A 17088-nucleotide genomic window follows, 5' to 3' on the forward strand; every position below is an offset into this window, starting at 1 on the left:
ACCACGTTTAACATGCTAAACATGATGATGTTTTAGCGGCAAGGGTCTGTCCGTACCCGCTTCACCCGCCCGACAGGCCGACTGGCCTGGGCTTCAGTCGCCCGTGACGGCCCGGCCCAGCACCTCCCGGGCGCTGCGGGCGACCGCCGCGTCGATCATCCGACCGTCGGCGGAGACCGCCACAGCGGAGCCGTCGCGTTCCGCGGCGGTCAACCGGTCGACGATGTCGCGGGCCGCGGCGACCTCCTCGGGCGTCGGCGAGAACACCCGGTTGACCACGGGCACCTGGGCGGGATGAATCGCGGTGCGACCGCGGTAACCCTGCCGCAGCAGCAGCCGGCTGGTGGCCTCCAGCCGCTCCGGGTCCCGCAGGGCCGTCTCCGTCGGGCCCACCGGCGGGGCGATCCGGGCCACCGCGCAGGCCAGCACGACCCGGGAGCGCAGCGGCCACAGTTCCATCTTGTCCGGGCCGGGTTGCAGGCACAGTTCGGCCGCCAGGTCGGCCTCGCCGAGGCCGAGGCGCACCACCCGGGGGGCGGCGGCCACGGCCTCGGCGCGCAGGACACCTTCTGCCGTCTCCAGCAGGGCGAACACCGCCAGCTGACCGGCCGGCAGATCGTGCTGCCGTTCGGCTTCGCCGAGCAGCCGGTGCACCTCGGTCACCGACTCGACGTCGGCCTTCGGCACGACCACACCGGTCAGGTGCGGCCCGGCCACCGCGGCGATGTCGGCGGCCGGGGTGTCGGCGTTGATGCGTACCCACCACTGGGGGCCGGCGGCCGGGTCGGTGAGGAACGCGCCGAGCGCGCTGCGGGCGGCGGCCTTGTGGGCCGCCGCGACCGCGTCTTCGAGGTCGAGGATGCAGGCGTCGGCGCCCCGGGTCGCGGCCCGCGCCAACTTGTCCGGCTGGTCCGCCGGCACGTACAGGTAGCTACGGGCGGCGGCCGGCGGTGTTCCCAGGGCGGTCACGGCCGGGTCGGCCGGGCCAGGTAGCGGCCGCGGGGCTGGCCGACCACGTTGCCGGCGCGCAGGATCTGCTCACCGCGCAGGAAGGTGTCGGTGACCTTCGCGGTCAACTCCATGCCCTCGAACGGGGTGTACTCCTGCGTCGACAGCGAGTCCTGCGCCCGCACCGTCCAGGTGTGGTTCGGGTCGACGAGGCAGAAGTCCGCGTCCAGCCCCTCGGCGATGGCGCCCTTGGTGGCCAACCCGAAACGCCGCGCGGGCGCCCACGAGGTCAGCTCGGCGACCCGACCGTAGGACAGGCCCCGCTTGACGCCTTCGCTGATCAGGCCGGGCAGCAGGTACTCGGCGCCACCGAAGCCGGACTTGGCGACGAAGATGTCGTCCTTCGGCTCACCGAACTTGACCTCGGCGCGGCAGCAGGCGTGGTCGCTGACCACCCAGTCGATCGCGCCGTCGAGCATGTGACCCCACAGGGCCTCGACGTCCTCGCGGGGCCGAAGCGGCGGGTTGACCTTGCCGCCGAGGCCGTAGGCGGTGTCGATGTCGGCCAGCAGGTGACCGATGGTCACCTCGCGGCGGAAGTCGACGTGCGGGAACGCCTGCGCCATCCGCAGCGCCGCGTCGACCGCCTTGGCGGAGGTCAGGTGCAGCAGGTTGATGGTGGGCAGGCCGGTCTCGTGGGCCAGGTAGGCGGCGATGGTGACCGCCAGGCCCTCGGAGTGCGGCGGCCGGGAAGCGCTGTAGGCGGCGAGCCCCTTGAGGCTGCCGTCCTCCTCGACCAGCCGGGTGTACGCCCGCATGATCTCCGCGGTCTCGCAGTGCAGCGACAGCGAGATCTCGTCGGCCAACTCCGGGAACTGTTCCCGGGCGGCCTGCACGCCCCGCATGACGAACTCGAAGTGGGCGTAGTCGTACCGGGCGTCCGGCGGGATCATCAGGAAGGAACTCTGGTCGGCCGAGCGGCCGTGCAGCCCGTGACCACCGTAGAACATGAAGATCTTGAACGAGGTGACGCCGTGGTCACGGATCAGCTCGGGGATCTCGTCGATGTGTTCGGTGGTCATCGGGGCCACGTGGAAGGCGAAGTCGACGTAGGACTTCTGGTCGGTGGCGCGGTGCACCTCGGGGAAGAACTCGCGGTACGGTCCACCGCGGTTGAGGTAGTACTGCCCGGTACGGATGTAGTTGAGCGCGGAGGTGACACCGCCCTGCGCGCAGGCGCGGCTCTCGGTGGCGGCGTCCTCGGCCAGCGGGTGGTAGATGCCCCAGTGCTGGTGGGCGTCGACGACACCCGGGAAGGCGAGCTTGCCGCCGGCGTCCACGACGGACTTCGCGCCGGTGGGGTCGAGGTGGGGCGCGAGGGCGGCGATCCGGCCGTCGCGGACACCGATGTCCAGCGCCGCCGGCTCGGCCTGGTCATGCCGCACCACTCGGACGTTTGTCACTACGAGATCGAAGGGTTCCACGATGTGCTCCTGAGGTTGGCGGGCCGCGAGGCCGGTGTCAGTCGACGTCGGTGCGGAGGTGGGTCAGTGGGCGCAGCAGGTCGCTGACGTCGGTGACGTCGGCGAGGCCGAGCACGGTGGACACCACCTGGTCGGCGGTCTCCGGGGCGATGCGCCCGGCGACGTTGTCCCGGAACTTCATCGCCAGTTCGGCGTCGGACAGCGGTCGTTGCGGGCCGCCGCGGTTGGCCAGGACCTCCTCGCGCCACGTACGGCCGTCGTCGGTGCGTACGGTCACGATGGCCGGGAACTGGTACGGGAAGATCTTGTTGCACTCGTCGTCGGGAACCACGTCGACGCGGGCCATCAGCGCCCGGCGCTGCGGGTCACGGGCCAACTCGTCGGTGAAGTCACCCAGGCCGAGGCCCAGTCCCCCACCGCCGAGCAGCCCGGCGACGATCGCGTACGGCCCGCTGAACTGCGCCTGGTAGCCGGTGTCGGGGGCCCGTTTGGTGGCGATCGGTTCCCCGATGGTGCGGATCACCGCTGCGGGTACCCGCAGTTCGATGTGGGTGATCCGGTCCACCGGCACGCCCCGGGCGCGCAGCGCCAGACCGGCGTCGATGGCGGCGTGGGTGAAGTGGTTGGCCGGGTACGGCTTGAAGAAGATGTCCGGCACCGACCAGCGTTCACCGAGTCCGTCGGTGATCTGGTCGTGGTCGGCTTCCCCGCGCAGGAAGGCGGTGTAGAAACCGAACCGGCCCTCCAGCACGGTGGGTGGCCCGGTGAAGCCGCGGCGGACCAGGTCGGCGGCGGTGACGGCGCTGTGCGCGGCCCAGCCGCAGTGCAGCCGCTTGACCGTGCCGCCGGTGCGGTTGGCCTCGATCAGCCCGGCGGCCATCGAGGCGGTCACCCCGAGCACGTCGGTGAGCTGCTTCTCGTCGAGTCCGAGCAGCATGCCGGCGGCGACGGCACCGCCCATCGCACCGCAGATGGAGGTGGCGTGCTGGCCGTGTTCGAAGAACACCGAGTTGTTCAGGACCGGGTCGAAACCGGCCATGCCCAGCCGTACGGTCGTCTCGATGCCGACCGCGACTGCGTTGGTCAGGGCGGTGCCGTCGGCGCCGGCGGCCTGCGCGGCGGCCAGGGCGGCCGGGACCACCGCGGCGCTGGGGTGCAGCACCGAGGGCAGGTGGGTGTCGTCGTAGTCCAGCGAGTGGGCGAGCACGCCGTTGCCGAACGCTGCCTGCGCGGCGGGTACCGCATCGGGGAGGCCGACGACGTGTGCCTGGCCGCGTCCACCCAGGTCGGCGACGTAGTCCAGGGCGGCGCGGCTGGTGGGCAGCCGGTGCGCGGCCACGCACAGCCCGAGGATGTCCAGGACGCGTTGGCGCACACTGGCGGCGAGCCGGTCGGGCAGAGCGGTGGCGCTGGTGCCGGCGGCGAAGGCGGCGAGGTGCTGGGCGAGGGTCTGCTCAGCCATTGGCGATCACCGCCAGCGGGCGCACCGGCGAGCCGGTGGCGCCGAAGATGGCCAGCGGCGAGAGCACGAACAGGAACTCGTGGACGGCGTCGGCGGCCAGTTCCTCAAGCGCCATCGTCTCGATGATGTAGACCCCGCGTTCGACGAGCAGCACCCGGTGCGCCGGGAGGACGCTGTGCCCGGCACCCGGCCGCAGGCACTCGAAGGCGATGGTGTCGGCGCCGACGGCGTGTGCGCCGGCGTCGGCGAGCCAGGTGGCGCCGGCCGCACCGACGCCCGGCACGCCGCTGGCGTGCCCGACGTAGCGGGTGCGGTCCTCGTGGTCGAACAGGCGTCCCCAGCCGCTGCGGATCAGCACCACGTCACCGGGGCGGACCGGGGTGCCCTGCCGTTGCGCCGCGGCCGACAGGTCCTGCGGGGTGATCTCGTATCCGGGCGGGCAGCCGTCAGGCTGACCCAGGGCCGCCGGGACGTCGAGCAGCACACCCCGGCGGAGGATCGGGGCGATGGTGTGCGCGCCCAGTTCGGCGAAGCGTCCACCGCGGCCGGCGACGGTGGCGTCGGAGCCGTCGACCAGCCGGCCGTCCTGGGAGACGTGGGCGAAGGCGTCGATGTGGGTGCCGACGTGGGTGCCCATGGTGATGATGTCGTTGGCGGCGGAACCACCGTCGGCGCGCACGTTGTCGCCGTGCCGGCGGGGCAGGGCGTGCCAGAACGGCGGGTGGTTCGGCGACTGCGGCATACCGATGGTCAGCCGGCGGCCCAGGTCGTAGGTCCGCACTCCGGCGCCGACGGCGGCCAGGAGCGCCTGCGTCCCGGTCACCGGGCTGGTTGCGGCGGTGGTGCTCGTTGTGGTCACGACAATCCTTACCTTCTGTGGTGGCGGCCGTCAGGCCACGATCTCCCGGGCGCGCAGCTCGGCGACGGCCTCGGGGGTGCAGCCGAGTTCGTTGACGAGGAGGTCGTCGGTGTCGGCCCCGAGGGGGCGACCGGTGAAGCGGATCCGGCCCGGGTTCTCCGACATGCGCCACATCACGTTGTGCATCAGCACCTCGCCGAGGTCGGCGTCGGGCACCTTGACCACCATCTCGGCGGCCTGGACGTGTTCGTCGGTGACGATGTCGCGGGCGGTGTAGACGGGTGCGACGGCCGCGCCGGCCTCTTCGAAGGCGCGCATGACCTCGTCGCGGGTGCGTTCGGCGATCCAGCCGCCCACGTAGTCGTCGAGCAGGTCGGCGTGCGCGGCGCGTTCACGTCCGGAGGCGAACCACGGTTCGTCGATGACCTCGGGGTGCCCGACGAGCCGCAGTACCCGTTCGGCGATGGTCTGGGCGCTTGTGGACACCGCGACCCAGTCGCCGTCCCTGGTGCGGTAGGTGTTGCGGGGGGCGTTGTTGGTGGACCGGTTGCCGTGCCGGTGGCCGATGACACCGAGCTGGTCGTAGACGGTGGGGCCGGGGCCGACCGCCGTCATGATCGGTTCGAGGAGGCTGAGGTCGACGACCTGGCCCTTGCCGCCGTTGCGGGTGCGGGCCCACAGCGCCACCATGGTGGCCGAGGAGGCGGCGATGCCGCAGATGCTGTCGGCCAGGCCGAACGCCGGCAGGGTGGGTGGGCCGTCGGCCTCGCCGGTCAGGTGGGCGAAGCCGCTCATCGCCTCGGCGAGGGTGCCGAAACCGGGCCGGTGCGCGTAGGGGCCCTTCTGGCCGAAGCCGGAGATGCGCACGACGACCAGGCCGGGGTTGAGCTCCTGGAGCTGTTGCGGGCTGATCCCCCACCGTTCCAGGGTGCCCGGGCGGAAGTTCTCGACCAGCACGTCGGCGGTGGCGGCGAGGCGACGCAGCAGGTCGGCGCCTTCCGGAGTGGACAGCTTCAGGCCGATCGTCCGCTTGTTGCGGGAGATCTCCTTCCACCACAGCGGAACGCCGTTCTTGGCGTGACCGTGGCCGCGCATGCTGTCCCCGGCGACGGGGTGTTCGACCTTGATGACGTCGGCACCGAAGTCGCCGAGGATCTGGCAGCACAGCGGGCCCGCCAGGATCGTCGAGGCGTCGATGACGCGGAGTCCGGTCAGCGGTCCGTCGTGCACTGGGCCTCCCCTATCCATTTCGTTCGCTTCAAGCGAACGGTGTTTCGCTCAGCAGAATAGTCCGCGATCAGGTACGGGGTCAACGCGGCCTCTCACCCCTGGCCCGGTCGACGCCAGGTCGACCGGCCCCGCAGCACCACCGCCGCGAGCAGCGCAGACACGGCGGCCACGAACGCGCCGGTACGTGCCGAGAACGTGTCACCCAGCCAGCCGTGCAGCATCGCCGCACCCGGCCGGATGCCGAGAAAACACATCGACCACAGGGCCATCACCCGGCCGCGTACCGCGTCGGCCAGGCCCTGCTGCATGGTGGCGTTGACGTCGCTGACCGCGAGCAGGTAACCGGCGCCACCGACGGCGATGCCGACGGTGGCGACCACCGGTCCGGGACTGACCGCCAGCACCACCATCCCGGCGCCCAGGGCGAGCACCCCCCACGCACCCGTACGGCCACTGCCCATCGTGCGGCGCAGCTTGCCGACCCAGCCGGCGATCAACGCCGAACCGATGCCGAAGAAGGTGATGAAGATGCCCACCAGCAGCTCACCGCCGCCGAAACCCTCGGCGAACAGCGGCGACAGCGTGTTGATCGGTTCCATCGCCAGCCCGATCAGGGCCACCGCCACCAGGCAGCGCAGCAACACCGGACGGCGACGCACATAGGCCAGGCCGTCGAAGACGCCGAGCCCGCCGCTGCGGCGGGCCCCCTCGGCGGGCCGGGGCAGCCGTACGCCGGCCAACGCCACCGCGAACACCAGGAAGCTGGCGGCGTTGACGGCGAACGCGGTACCGGCGCCCGCGACCGCGTAGGTGGCCGCACCGGCGACCGGGCCGATGGCGCGGGACAGGTTGAAGGTCAACGAGTGCAGGGCGATCGCCTGGGCGACGTCGGCGCGGCCGACGATGTTGGGCACCAGCGCCTGCGCGGCCGGACCGGTGACCGCCTGACCCACCCCGGACAGTCCGACGAAGGTGAGCAGCAGCCACGGGTTCAACGCGTCCAGGAACGCCAGCACCGCGAGCACGGCGGCGGCGGTACCGCCCAACGTCTGCCCCACGATGATCAGCAGCCGCCGGTCGGCCCGGTCGGCCACCGCCCCGATCACCGGGGCGAGGACCAACTGCATGGCGAACTGCAGGGCGGTGACCAGACCCACCATGAACGCCGAACGGGTCAGCGCGAAGATGGTCAGGATCGCCGCGACGTTCTGGAACCACGTACCGGTGTTGGACGCCAGCGACCCGAAGAAGTACGGACCGAAGCGGCGGTCCCGCAGCAACGCGAGACCGCCGCGTCCCACCTCGTCGTCGGCTGGCACGTCGGCCGGTGCATCGGCCGGGCGGTCAGCCTGACGCACCAGCGCCTCCCATTCCGTACCCCTGCGGGATACCGCCGGCCAGCGAGGTCCACACCGACTTGGGGCGCAGGTAGAGCCGGGCCGCCTCGGTGCCGTTCTCCCGGCCGTAACCGGACAGGCCGACCCCACCGAACGGCACCAGGTCCGACAACACCCGGTACGTGTTGATCCACACCGTGCCGGCGCGTACCTGCCCGGCGAAACGGTGCGCCCGGGCGATGTCGGCGGTCCAGACACCGGCGGCGAGACCGAACTGGGTGTCGTCGGCCAGCCGCAGCGCCTCGGCGTCGTCGCGGAACGACGACACCGCCAGCACCGGCCCGAAGACCTCCTCGCGCAACACGCGGGCGCCCTCGTCGAGCCGGTCGAACACCGTCGGCGGCACGTAGAAGCCGTCCCGCAGCCGCTCGTCGTCGGGCAGCGCGGCCTGCGCGACCAGCCGGCCGGCGCCGCGGGTCTCGGCGATGAACGCCGCCGTCTTGTCCCGCTGCGCCGCGGTGATCTGCGGGCCGAGGTCGGTCCGCTCGTCGAACGGGTCACCCACCTGCAACGTGCGCACCCGCGCGGCCACCCGGTCGAGGACCTCGTCGTAGATGGACTCGTGCAACACCAGCCGCGAACCGGCGATGCACATCTGACCGCAGGAGGCGAATACCCCCAGCACCACGGCGTCGACCGCCCGGTCCAGGTCGGCGTCGGGGAAGACGACCTGCGGCGACTTGCCGCCCAACTCCAACGCGATCGGGGTCAGGTTCTCCGCCGCCGCGCGGGCGATCGCCTTTCCGGTGTCGTGGTGCCCGGTGAACACGATCAGGTCGACGCCCGGATGCGACACCAGTGTCGCACCGGTCTCCCGGCCGCCCGGCAGCACCTGCACCAACCCCTGCGGAATGCCCGCCTCGGCCAGCAGCTCACCCAACCGCAGGGCGGTCAACGGCGTCTCCTCGGCCGGCTTGAGCAGACAGGCGTTGCCGAAGGCGAGCGCCGGGGCGATCTTCTTGGCGGCGAAGAAGAACGGCACGTTCCACGGGATGACCCCGGCGACCACACCGTGCGGCTCCGGCACCGTGTACGTGTGGTACTCGGGCCCGACCGGGATGGTCTCCCCGCGTACCTGCTCCGCCCAGCCCGCGTAGTAGCGGAAGCTGCCGGCCGCCCGACGTACCTCACGCCGGGTGTCGCTGAGGATCTTGCCGGTGTTGCGGGTCTCGGTCTCGGCCAGGTCGTCGACCTGGGCCTCGATGAGGTCGGCGATCGCGTGCAGAACCCGCGCCCGCTCACTGCCGGTACGCCGGGCCCAGGCCGGCTGGGCGGCGCGGGCTGCCCGGACGGCGGCGTCCACGTCGGCCGGCGCGGTCGGTGCGACGCGGGCCAGGACCTGCGCGTCGATGGGCGAGACGACATCAACCATCGGTGTTCCCTTCGTCAGCCGGGGTGCGCGCCCGGCGTCCCGGATCCATCGACCCGGTGAGGTGTTCGGGCACCCAGACGTCCAGCACGGCCGGCACCCGGTCACGCTCGACGGCGGTGCGGGCCCGGTCCAGGGCGGCGGCCAGGTCGGCCGCGGCGACCACCCGTTCGCCGTAGCAGCCCTGGGATCGGGCGTGGGCCGCGAAGTCCGGCGACGGGGTGAGGTGGCCGCCGAGCACGGTGGGTTCGGTGACCGCCAGACCGCCCGGGTAGTGCGCGGCAAGCGTGGTCGTGCCGGTGCGGTAGCCGCCGTTGTTGACCACCACGGTGACCACCGGGGCGTCGCACTGCTGCTGCAACCACAGGCACGAGTCCGGGGAGCCGAACAGGTACGAGCCGTCCCCGGTCACCGCCACCGCGTGCGCGCCGCCGGCGGCGATGCTGGCGCCGGTCGCCGCCGCCACCGACCAGCCGAGGCTGGACCCGCCCTTCTCGAACAGGGTGCCCGGCTTCGTCCGGCTGACCGTGGCGGTGTCGAACACCTCCCAGGTCAGCAGGTCGTCGGGGCGCAGATGCCGGTCCAGCGCCGCGGCGATCAGAGCCGGAGTGGGTACGCCGCTCGCCGCCGCCCCGCCGTCGGTCGCCCGCCGCGCCCTGGCAGCGGGCGGGTGTTGCCGGCGTCGCCGGATGCTGTCGGCGTCACCCGGACCGGCCGAGCCCACCTCGGCGAGCACCGCGGCCAGGAACGCCGCCGGATCGGCGGTGGTACGGGCGTCGGCACGCAGTTCGTAGAGCGGTACCCGGCTCTCGATCGGGTCGGGTCCCACCCAGCCGATCCACGCGTCGTCGCGCGGCCGTTCCACGGCGGGCATCCACGGCACCGGATGGTCCAGCACGACGATGACGTCGAACTGGTCCAGCGGATCGGTGGTGTGCCACGGGTTGTCGTCCGGCAGGTTCATCCGGTAGCGGGAGGCGCGCACCTGCACACCGAGGGTGTCGGCCAGGTCGGCCAGCAGCGCGACGGCCTGCGGGTTCACGCCGACCCGGTCGGTGACGACGACCGGCCGCCGGGCGGTGGTCAGTCGGCGGGCCACCTCGCTGACCACGTCGGGGTCGCCGGGGCCGAGCCGCGGAATGCCGAGCCTCTGGGCGCTGGGAGTCGGGCCGTCGGCCGGCACCGGGTGCCGGCCCACCTCCTCGGGCATCGCCAGGTAGACGGGGCCGGGTCGGGGGGCGAGCGCGACCTGCAGGCCGCGCGCCACCACCAGGCCGGCGTCGTCGAGGGCGGACAGCTTGTAGTCCCACTTGACGTACTGCCGGACGATCGAGCCCTGGTCCCAGCGCTGCTGCTTCCAGAACACCGGTGAGGTGCGTGCCTCGGCGCGGGTGGGCGGATAACCCGACATGATCATGATGGGGTGGTCGCCCCACATCGCGTTGTGGATGGCGCCGCCGTGGTGCAGCAGACCGAGGTCGGCGTGGGCCGCGGTCATGGCGGGTCGCCCGGTGACCATGGTTTCGCCCATCGCGGCGGTGAGCGCCACGTGCTCGTGCGGGCAGGTGATGAGTTCCGGGGTCGGCCGGCCGTGGTAGCGGGCCTGCGCGTTGGCTTCCTGGAACGACGTCAGCTCGGAACCGCTGTTGAACCACAGCCGCTGCACGCCGCTGGCCGCCGCCGCTGCCAGCACCGCCGCCGCGGCGCTGGCAGCGGCCGGGCCGCTGGTCACAGGTTCCTCGCGCGATCGAGGTAGTCCTTGTAGATCAGCTTCTCGATCGGTGCCGCGGACTTGACCAGGCCGGCCTTGATCAGGCTCTCCTGGCCGGACAGCCAGGTCTGCTCGTTCATCTGCAGGACCTTGTCCGGGCCGGCGGCCAGCCAGCTCTCCACCAGCAGCGGCAGCTCGGCGCGGGCCTGGGCCGGGTTGGCCTCCGGGTTGTACTTGCGCAGGTCTTCGATGACCTGGTCCCAGTTCTCTTCCTTGCTGGCGTACTCGATGGCCTTGAGCACACCGGCGAGGAACTTCACCGGCATCTCGCTGTCCGACTCGATCATCTTGAGGCTGGTGTTGTACGAGTCCGACGGCATCGGGGCGAAGTCGTCGGTGCTGAAGAAGACGACCTCGCCGATGTCCTTCTGGATGGTGGCGCGGTCGGTGTTGACGCAGATCCAGGCGTCGACCTCGCCCTTGCGGGCCAGCTCGTACGCGGCGGTGCCGACACCGGTGACCGGACGCTTCACCGTCTTCGGGTCGACGCCGGCGTTGATCAGCATGACGTCGAGCAGGTTCTCGGTGGCGCCACCGGTGGAGACGATGCCGCAGGTGCGCCCGGCCAGCTGGGCCGGGTTGCGGATCGCCTTGTCGGGCATGGAGACGACCTCGAACTGCGACTTCTGCCGCAGGCTGGCGATGCTGACCAGCGGGGCCTGCTCGTTGGCCACCGCGATGACCGCGTTGATGCCGTTGGCCCGGGTCAGGTCGGCCGAGCCACCGAGCACCGCCTGGATGGCGGTGGCGGTGCCCTGGCCACCCTTGATCTCCATATCCAGGCCGTACTCGGCGAAGTAGCCGCGCTCCTTGGCGACCATGGTCTCCACGTAGCTCAGCGTCAGGCTGGACGCGGCCATGTACGTGCCGGAGATGCTGCCGTCGGCGTTGACCTTGTTGTCGTCGCTGCCGCAGCCGCTGAGCAGCAGGGTCATGCCGCCGGCGCTGGGCAGCAGCAGCCCTGCGGTGGCGCCGAGCCGGAGGAACGAGCGCCGCGAGACCGGCGCGCCGATGGAACGGTCATTTTTCACGAGAAGCTCCCGGTGCCGAGGAAGTTGCTGGTTGGGGGGTGAGGGGGATGAAGGCAAGGAGAGGTCCGCCCGCGCCGCGTCGCGGCGCCGACCGTGGATCTGCGTGGGGGTGAGAGAGGGTACGGCCCGTCAGGGCGTGCGTCGCGGCTGCACCGACTCGTGCCAGGGAATCAGCAGGCGACGGGCGCCGGTGACGATGCTGTAGAGGGTGAAGCCGAACAACGCCATGATCAGGATCGCGCCGAACAGCTTGTCGACCTGGAGGCCGTTCTGCAGGTTGACCGCGTACCGGCCGAGACCCTTGTCGCCGCCGAGGTACTCACCGACGATCGCGCCGATGGTGGCCTGCACGACCGCCAGTTCCATGCCGGCCAGGATGAAGGGCATCGTGTACGGCAGGTCGGCGCGCCAGAACCGCTCCCAGCGCGACGCCTTCAACGTCGTCATCAGGTCGTGCATGGAGCCGGGCACCGAGCGGATGCCGAACGAGGTGTTGATCAGCAGCGGGAAGAAGGCCAGCAGGGCCGCCATGACCACCTTGGACGACGGACCGAAGCCGAGCCAGAGGATGAACAGCGGCACCAGCGCGACCTTCGGCACCACCTGGGTGCCGACGATGAACGGCCGGGCGATCCGGTCGAACAGCGGTGACTTGCCGATCAGCAGGCCGAGTCCGACGCCCAGCACGATCGCCAGCGCCAGGCCCATCATGACCTCGTAGAAGGTCGTCCAGATGTGGGTCTGCCACACGAACGGGTCGGTGATCTGCTCGATGAACGAGCTGAACACCGCCTCCGGTGGCGGCAGCACGAACCGGGACAGGTCCGTGATCTCGACGTAGAGCTTCCAGGCCAGCAGGAACAACGCGATCAGCAGTGGGCTGGTGTAGAAGGACAGCCAGCGGTTGTTGCGCAGTCGCTGCGACCAGGTCGGTGGCGGGGGCCGCAGGAGCTGTCCGGAGGGCGATGTCGGCGCCGAGGGGCGCTGGTCTGTAGTGGTCACGTGCGACACCTCGAGTACGGGTCAGGCCGAGACGGCGGGTCGGGCTTCGGTGTCCTGCACCTCGCCGATCTGACGACGCAGTTCGGCGGTGAGGTGGCGGAACTCGGCGGACTCGGTCATGTCGATGGTCCGCGGCCGGGGCAGCGTCACCTCGGTGATGGAGTGGATGTGGCCGGGCTTGGTCCCCAGCATCACGATCCGGTCGGCCAGGAACACCGCCTCGGAGACGGAGTGGGTCACGAAGACGACCGTCTTGCGGTTCTCCAGCCAGATGCGCTGCAACTCCACGTTCATCATGTCGCGGGTCTGCGCGTCCAGGGCGCCGAAGGGTTCGTCCATCAGCAACACCTGCGGGTCGTGCGCGAGCGCACGGGCGATGGAGACCCGCTGCCGCATGCCGCCGGAGAGTTGGTGCGGGAGCTTGTTCTCCGCCTCGGGCAGCCCGACGAGGGTCAGCATCTCGCGGACCTTCTCGGTGCGCTCCCGCCGACCCATGCCGGCCATCTCCAGCGGCAGGGCGACGTTGGCGCCGGTCGTGCGCCACGGCATCAGCGTCGCCTCCTGGAAGACGAAGCCCAGCGGCCGGTCGGCGCGCTCCGGTCGGTCGCCGTGGTCGAGGCGGACCCGCCCGACGGTGGGGCTCTCCAACTGACCGATGATCCGTAGCAGGGTGGTCTTGCCGCAGCCGGAGGGGCCGAGCAGCACGACGAACTCGCCGTCGGCGATGTCGAGCGAGACGTCGCTCAGCGCGAGCATCGACTGCCCGCCAGCGCCGGCGAAAACCTTGCTGACGCCCTCCACTTTGATCGCACTCATGGCCACCCCTGTCGCCCGCCGGGCTCGCGATTATCGCGAGATTGTTCGCTTGTGCAGTACGCCGTTCTGTTGGTGCGAACGTAAGCTATGTTCGGCGGCAAGGTCAATGGTCCGGGGGGCCTGACTCGGCGCCACTGGTTCCATACCAATCCCCCAAGTCGGGAGTTAATGCCATGAAACATCCGGCGCAACGCACTGCGGTGCTGGTCATCGACATGCAGAACGACTTCTGCTCCCCCGCCGGCGCGATGGCGGCCCTCGGCGCCGACGTGCAGGTCAACGCCACTCTGGCCGGTCGGCTGCCGAATTTCCTTGACCGCGCACGCGACGCCGGCTGCCTGGTCGTCTGGGTGCGGCAGGCCGCCCACGAACAGCTCGTCTCACCGGCCCGGCGGGCGCGGGCCGAGGCGATGGGACGCAGCCCGCTCAGCGTCTGCGCCGCGGGCTCCTGGGGTGCCGAACTCGCCGACGGGCTGCGGCCCGAGCCGGGCGACTGTCACCTGGAGAAGACCCGCTACAGCGCCTTCGTCGGCACACCCCTGCACAACCTGCTGCGCGCGAACGGACGCGACCACGTGGTGGTGGTCGGGACGGCAGCCAACGTCTGCGTGGACTCCACCATCCGGGACGCGTACATGGCCGACCTGGCCACCACGATGCCGACCGACCTGGTCGGCTGGACCCGCGCGGACCTCGCCGAGGCGGCGATCCGCAACCTCGGGTTCTACTTCTGCGAGACCACGACCTCGGCCGAGCTGCTCTCGGACTGGTCCGCGGCGGGCCTTGCCGCCTGACGGCGCGTCACGCGCCTGCGGTCGCCCTGCTCCGGCTCCGCCGGGGCACCGGCGGCGGCCGGCTGGTAGCCCAGCTCCGCGCTGACCTGGCGGGCCGCATCGGCCACCAGGTCGCCGTACTCGGCCAGCAGGCGCGGCGAGAAGCGGTTCTGGGGCCCGCACAGCGACAACGAACCGTAGACCTCACCCGAGGCGAGGCGGATCGCCGCCGCCACGCTCGCCGCACCGGCCTGCCGCTCACCCTGGCTGACCGCGTAGCCCTGCTCACGGACCTGCCGCAGGTCGGCCCAGAGTTGCTCCACCGAGGTGATGGTGGCCGGCGTGAGCGCCACCAACTCGTGGTCGGCGAGATACTCGGCCACCTCGGCGTCGGGCAGCGCCGCCAGGATCGCCTTGGACGACGACCCGGCGAGCAACGAATGTCGGGAACCGAGCGTGACCGACATCCGGATCTCGTGCGGCGAGAGCACCTGGTCGGTGTAGACCCGTACCCAGCCCTGCCGCATCGACAGGGTCGCGGTCTCCCCGGTGGCCTCCGTCAACCGGCGCATGTGGCGGTTGGTGACGGCCTGGACGTCGATGGCGCGCAGCGCGGCCAGACCGACCGCCAGGGCACCGGCCCCCAACCGGTACCGCCGGGTGCCTTCGTCGAAGGTGACGAACTGGTTGGCGGTCAGTTCCTTGAGGATGCGGTGGGCCACCGCCTTCGGCAGATCCAGCTCACGCGCGACAGTGGACACTCCGACCATGTCCGGGCTGCGTTCGGCGAGCAGGTCGATCACGGCCAACGCGCGACCGAGGCCGCTTGTCGTGTAGCGGTGACCGTCCGCTGGTTCAATCACCGGCACCGCTGATCCCCCATTCGGCCCTGACTGTGCTGACACCTGCCGTACGACGGCGGCGGCCCGTCCGGGCCGCCGCGAGCGCCCGGCGTCTAGTGCTGGATGCCGAGCATACTGACACGACGTAGATACTCTTTGGCGTCCTTGGGATTTTCGGCGAGCGTCCGCAGGCGGATCAACCGTTCGCGGCGGCCGGCCAGTTCGACGCCGTCGGCCGAGGTGCGGTTCTCCGTCGTGGTCGGCTGGACGAACTGCTCGGCGATCGACCGGCGGCGTTGCGCGTACGCCGCGGTGGCCGCGTCCTGGTCGGGTTCGGCCAGGGCGGCGGCGACCGCCACCGCGTCGTGGATCCCGGAGTTCAGTCCCATCCCGCCGGTGGTGCTGCTCAGGTGGGCGGCGTCGCCGGCCAGCAGCACCCGACCGATCCGGAAGGAGGCCGCCAGCCGCTGATGGCTGCGGTACATCTGGTGCTGGCTCAGCGGCAGCTCACCGGCGTCCGGCCGATCACCCAGCAGCAGCGCGACGGCGGCCAGGAAGTCCGGGTGGGTGCCCGACGGCGGCTCGTCGTCGACCCCGGTCCCGGTCGACAGCGCCGCCCGCCAGATGTCCGGGGTCCGGATCAGCGAGAAGCGGCCCCGGGGGCCGGACCAGTAGCCGACCGCGCCGAGGTCGGGCACCGCGTCCTCGAACCGGAACGGGGTGGCCACGACCAGACTCATCGTCGGGTACGTGAAGCCGGGGAACGGCACCTCCAGCAGCTTGCGGGCGGTGCTGTGCGCGCCGTCGGCGGCAACCACCCAACGGCAGGTCACCGCGGTGCGGGTGCCGTCCATGGCGACGTCCAGGGTGACCTGGGTGTCGTCCTGGCGCAGCCCGACCACCTCGTGTCCGAACCGGATGTCCACGTTCGGGTCCTGCGCGACGGCCTGGCGCAGCAGCCGGACCAGCTTGTACTGCTCGAACTGCAGACGGAACGGGTAACGGGTCTCGCCTTCCAGCAGTTCGTAGGGAAAGCGGGCCGTCTCGGTCAGCTCCAGGTCGCGGTAGTCCAGCCGGTGCACCCGGACCGCTTCGGCGAGCATCGGCGCGGCCAGATCCAGCTCGTCGAGCAGCTCGGTGGTCGGCGGGTGGACGGTCGAGCCCCGCCACTCCGACTGCACCTCGTCCTGACCGCGTTCCAGGACGATCACCGGGATGTCGCGTCGGGCCAGGGCCAGAGCCGTCACCATGCCGACGGGTCCGCCGCCGAGGACGACGACAGGTGCTTGTACGGGGTGGCTGGGTGACGCCACGTTCACTCCTTCCCGCCGGCGATGTCGCCGACGACTCCGGTCATCGAGGTGTGCGCCACGAGCGCGGCCAACTGCCGCAGCGCCGGGCTCGGCGACTCGCCCGCCAGGTCGGTCGCGCCGGCGGTCTCCAGCAGCTGCCAGGCGCCGGCCAGGTTCGACGAGAGCACCGGCACGGGCGCGGTCGGCAGGACCTCGTCGAGCACGTCCAGGCTGGGCGCGCCGGTGCCGGTCAACAGCACCGCATGCCCGGGCGGGAACCCGTCGGCCTGCAGCACCTGCCGGACGGTGTCGCGCACGGTGGTCGAGGTCAGGTCGTAGATGGCGCCCGTGCCGGGCACCCGCACCGGCGCACCGACCGTACGGCCGGTGGTGCGCCAGAACGCCGCCGCCTGTTCGGTGAGCCAGTCCGGGTACGGCGAGACCAGGGTCAGCGAGCGTACGCCGAGTCGGTCGAGCAGCTGCCGTACCGCGCTCGCGGCACCGAACACCGGCGCGCCGAGTCGCTGCGTCGCCGCGTCGTCGGTGCGGTGCGCGTCGGTGTGCCCCGGCCGGTAGTAGCAGCCGGTGCAGGCGACGTAGGTGGCCGCCAGGTCCAGTCCGTGCAGGGTGGCGGCGGTCTCGGGCAGCAGTTCGGCGTACCGGTCCAGCCGCTGTGCCAGCGGGCCGTCCACGACCGGCAGGCGCGCCACGTGGTAGCGGACGCGCAGCGGCAGCAGCCGGCGCAGCTCAGGCTCCACCGTCGGGTTGGCCGGTGGGACGATGATGCCCAGTGCTTTCTCCATCACCCACAC

General features: G+C 71.5%; 15 protein-coding genes. 1 reads left to right on the top strand and 14 read right to left on the bottom strand.

Translation table 11 applies throughout. The features are described from left to right. Nucleotides 1–93: 93 nt before the first annotated feature. The 11 genes from C1A38_RS01725 to C1A38_RS01775 form a co-directional block, all read right to left on the bottom strand. On the bottom strand, nucleotides 94–969 hold the full coding sequence (locus C1A38_RS01725) for an HpcH/HpaI aldolase/citrate lyase family protein (protein ID WP_102656074.1): 876 nt from the start codon (nucleotides 967–969) through the stop codon (nucleotides 94–96). Continuing rightward, nucleotides 966–2432: a dihydroorotase gene (locus C1A38_RS01730; protein ID WP_102656075.1), complete on the bottom strand. Its 1467-nt coding sequence runs from the start codon at nucleotides 2430–2432 to the stop codon at nucleotides 966–968. The genes C1A38_RS01725 and C1A38_RS01730 overlap by 4 nt, the downstream gene beginning before the upstream one ends. Nucleotides 2433–2469: 37 nt before the next feature. Further along, nucleotides 2470–3894 (bottom strand): MmgE/PrpD family protein, encoded by a 1425-nt coding sequence (locus tag C1A38_RS01735; RefSeq protein WP_102656076.1) that lies wholly within the window; start codon nucleotides 3892–3894, stop codon nucleotides 2470–2472. Next, the gene (locus C1A38_RS01740; protein WP_199180045.1) at nucleotides 3887–4753 is read right to left on the bottom strand and encodes a cyclase family protein; all 867 of its coding nucleotides are present in this window, start codon (nucleotides 4751–4753) and stop codon (nucleotides 3887–3889) included. Before C1A38_RS01740 ends, C1A38_RS01735 begins: the two co-directional genes overlap by 8 nt. A 30-nt stretch (nucleotides 4754–4783) precedes the next feature. Next, nucleotides 4784–5983, bottom strand: coding sequence for a CaiB/BaiF CoA transferase family protein (locus C1A38_RS01745; RefSeq protein ID WP_102656077.1), 1200 nt, complete (start codon nucleotides 5981–5983; stop codon nucleotides 4784–4786). Between the two features lie 92 nt (nucleotides 5984–6075). Next, a complete protein-coding gene (locus C1A38_RS01750) occupies nucleotides 6076–7341 on the bottom strand; it encodes an MFS transporter (protein ID WP_158244825.1) in 1266 nt (421 codons plus the stop codon). Then, nucleotides 7328–8752, bottom strand: coding sequence for an aldehyde dehydrogenase family protein (locus C1A38_RS01755; RefSeq protein ID WP_102656079.1), 1425 nt, complete (start codon nucleotides 8750–8752; stop codon nucleotides 7328–7330). The genes C1A38_RS01750 and C1A38_RS01755 overlap by 14 nt, the downstream gene beginning before the upstream one ends. After that, complete coding sequence (locus C1A38_RS01760) at nucleotides 8745–10481, bottom strand: thiamine pyrophosphate-dependent enzyme (RefSeq protein ID WP_102656080.1); 1737 nt, start codon at nucleotides 10479–10481, stop codon at nucleotides 8745–8747. Before C1A38_RS01760 ends, C1A38_RS01755 begins: the two co-directional genes overlap by 8 nt. Then, entirely contained in the window at nucleotides 10478–11551 is a 1074-nt protein-coding gene (locus C1A38_RS01765; RefSeq protein WP_102656081.1) for an ABC transporter substrate-binding protein, read from the bottom strand. The genes C1A38_RS01760 and C1A38_RS01765 overlap by 4 nt, the downstream gene beginning before the upstream one ends. Before the next feature lie 129 nt (nucleotides 11552–11680). Next, complete coding sequence (locus tag C1A38_RS01770) at nucleotides 11681–12553, bottom strand: ABC transporter permease (RefSeq protein ID WP_102656154.1); 873 nt, start codon at nucleotides 12551–12553, stop codon at nucleotides 11681–11683. A gap of 21 nt (nucleotides 12554–12574) precedes the next feature. Beyond that, nucleotides 12575–13369, bottom strand: a complete 795-nt coding sequence (locus C1A38_RS01775) for an ABC transporter ATP-binding protein (protein ID WP_013733879.1) — start codon at nucleotides 13367–13369, stop codon at nucleotides 12575–12577. A gap of 173 nt (nucleotides 13370–13542) precedes the next feature. Here C1A38_RS01775 and C1A38_RS01780 point away from each other — a divergent pair, with 173 nt between their 5' ends. Then, a complete protein-coding gene (locus C1A38_RS01780) occupies nucleotides 13543–14163 on the top strand; it encodes a cysteine hydrolase family protein (protein WP_102656082.1) in 621 nt (206 codons plus the stop codon). On the opposite strand, the gene C1A38_RS01785 is transcribed toward C1A38_RS01780, so the two are convergent. The 3 genes from C1A38_RS01785 to C1A38_RS01795 all read right to left on the bottom strand — a co-directional run bounded on the left by C1A38_RS01785 (nucleotide 14094) and on the right by C1A38_RS01795 (nucleotide 17079). Then, nucleotides 14094–15005 carry an IclR family transcriptional regulator gene (locus tag C1A38_RS01785; protein WP_233196558.1) on the bottom strand — a complete coding sequence of 304 codons (912 nt, stop codon included), beginning with the start codon at nucleotides 15003–15005 and terminating at the stop codon, nucleotides 14094–14096. The genes C1A38_RS01780 and C1A38_RS01785 overlap by 70 nt on opposite strands. A gap of 92 nt (nucleotides 15006–15097) precedes the next feature. Then, nucleotides 15098–16297 (bottom strand): FAD-dependent oxidoreductase, encoded by a 1200-nt coding sequence (locus C1A38_RS01790; RefSeq protein WP_146017404.1) that lies wholly within the window; start codon nucleotides 16295–16297, stop codon nucleotides 15098–15100. A gap of 2 nt (nucleotides 16298–16299) precedes the next feature. Beyond that, nucleotides 16300–17079 (bottom strand): maleate cis-trans isomerase family protein, encoded by a 780-nt coding sequence (locus C1A38_RS01795; protein ID WP_102656085.1) that lies wholly within the window; start codon nucleotides 17077–17079, stop codon nucleotides 16300–16302. Nucleotides 17080–17088 lie beyond the last annotated feature (9 nt).

Origin of the sequence: Verrucosispora sp. ts21 (assembly GCF_002879555.1) — a bacterium.
In the GTDB taxonomy this organism is placed as follows: domain Bacteria; phylum Actinomycetota; class Actinomycetes; order Mycobacteriales; family Micromonosporaceae; genus Micromonospora; species Micromonospora gifhornensis.

Coding starts and splice junctions, on each gene's coding strand:
- C1A38_RS01735 (WP_102656076.1), bottom strand. CDS start 3,894: ATGGCTGAGCAGACCCTCGCCCAGCACCTCGCCGCCTTCGCCGCCGGC.
- C1A38_RS01755 (WP_102656079.1), bottom strand. CDS start 8,752: ATGGTTGATGTCGTCTCGCCCATCGACGCGCAGGTCCTGGCCCGCGTC.
- C1A38_RS01775 (WP_013733879.1), bottom strand. CDS start 13,369: ATGAGTGCGATCAAAGTGGAGGGCGTCAGCAAGGTTTTCGCCGGCGCT.
- C1A38_RS01780 (WP_102656082.1), top strand. CDS start 13,543: ATGAAACATCCGGCGCAACGCACTGCGGTGCTGGTCATCGACATGCAG.
- C1A38_RS01795 (WP_102656085.1), bottom strand. CDS start 17,079: ATGGAGAAAGCACTGGGCATCATCGTCCCACCGGCCAACCCGACGGTG.